This window comes from Vreelandella massiliensis (genome assembly GCF_900155385.1).
Classification (GTDB): Bacteria; Pseudomonadota; Gammaproteobacteria; order Pseudomonadales; family Halomonadaceae; genus Vreelandella; species Vreelandella massiliensis.
Genome location: NZ_LT699760.1, coordinates 1 through 981, shown reverse-complemented (window position 1 = coordinate 981; position 981 = coordinate 1). Strand labels below are relative to the sequence as shown.

Here is a 981-nt window from a genome sequence, read left to right as displayed (position 1 = left end):
CCAGGCCTTGGGGTGGTTGACCCGGGATTTTTATTGTTCGAGGGGCACCGTCCGCGAAAATACGGTTACGGGAAGCCCGAATGCTGGCCTTTAAACCAAATCAAGTGGTGTAAAAGGGCAGGGTGATTGCCGGGGGGCCGTTCGGGGTGGGGGCGCCACGGCGATCGCCGGCCCGATGGCGTTCGTAGGCCTGGTGGTGCCCTTTGTGGCGCGGGCGCTGGCCGGGCCGGACATCCGCCATACCCTGTGGCTCTGTTTACCCCTGGGTCCGCTGATGGTGCTCAGCGCGGACATTTTTTCACGGGTGCTGGTGGCTCCCTCGGAGCTCCCCATCGGGGTGTTGACCGCGCTGTGCGGCGCGCCGGTGCTGGTGGCCGTGGTGCGCGCGCGGCGCTTGCCCACCTTATGATCTCGAGTGACGGACGATGATGAAATCCAGCGCAAGCGAGCTTCAGCCGACGGCATTGCCTGCTTCATGGCATGCGGGCGCCGTGGTGGCGCCTTCTGGCTATTGGCGCTTGGCCCCACCCGGGCGCGGCACGTATAGCGTACTGATCGAAAAGCGCGCGTTCGCTGTGAATGCGGGGCTTTGCGCTGCCTTGATCGGCGTTTGTCTGCTCTATCTGAGCGTGGGCAGCGTCTCCCTGGCCCCCGGGACGGTTTTCAGGGCACTGCTTGGCCAGGGTGAGGCGATGGCGACGTTTATGGTGCAGGAACTTCGCCTGCCGCGACTGGCCGCCGCCTGTCTCACCGGAGCGGCGTTCGCGCTGGCGGGTATCCTGATGCAGACGCTGGCCCGCAACCGGCTGGCGACCCCCGGGATTATCGGCATCGACAACGGGGCGACCGCCTTTGCCGTGACCTCCATTGTCGGGCTTGGGGTATCGCCCGTCTCTTTTACACCTTTTGATTTTTGTAAGAGACAGGCCGCTGGCCACCCCCGGGGTTGGTGCACAGCTGCGCGGGCGGGCCTCCTGGGGG

Annotated in this window: 1 protein-coding gene and 1 pseudogene; both read left to right on the top strand. The window is 65.4% G+C overall.

What is annotated here, in order from left to right:
- Positions 1-148 precede the first annotated feature (148 nt).
- Positions 149-409: pseudogene (locus BQ9846_RS15985) on the top strand (iron chelate uptake ABC transporter family permease subunit); the annotation flags it as partial.
- A 19-nt stretch (positions 410-428) separates the two neighbouring features.
- On the top strand, positions 429-981 hold a 553-nt coding region (locus BQ9846_RS15980; RefSeq protein WP_422821898.1), incomplete at its 3' end, for an iron chelate uptake ABC transporter family permease subunit.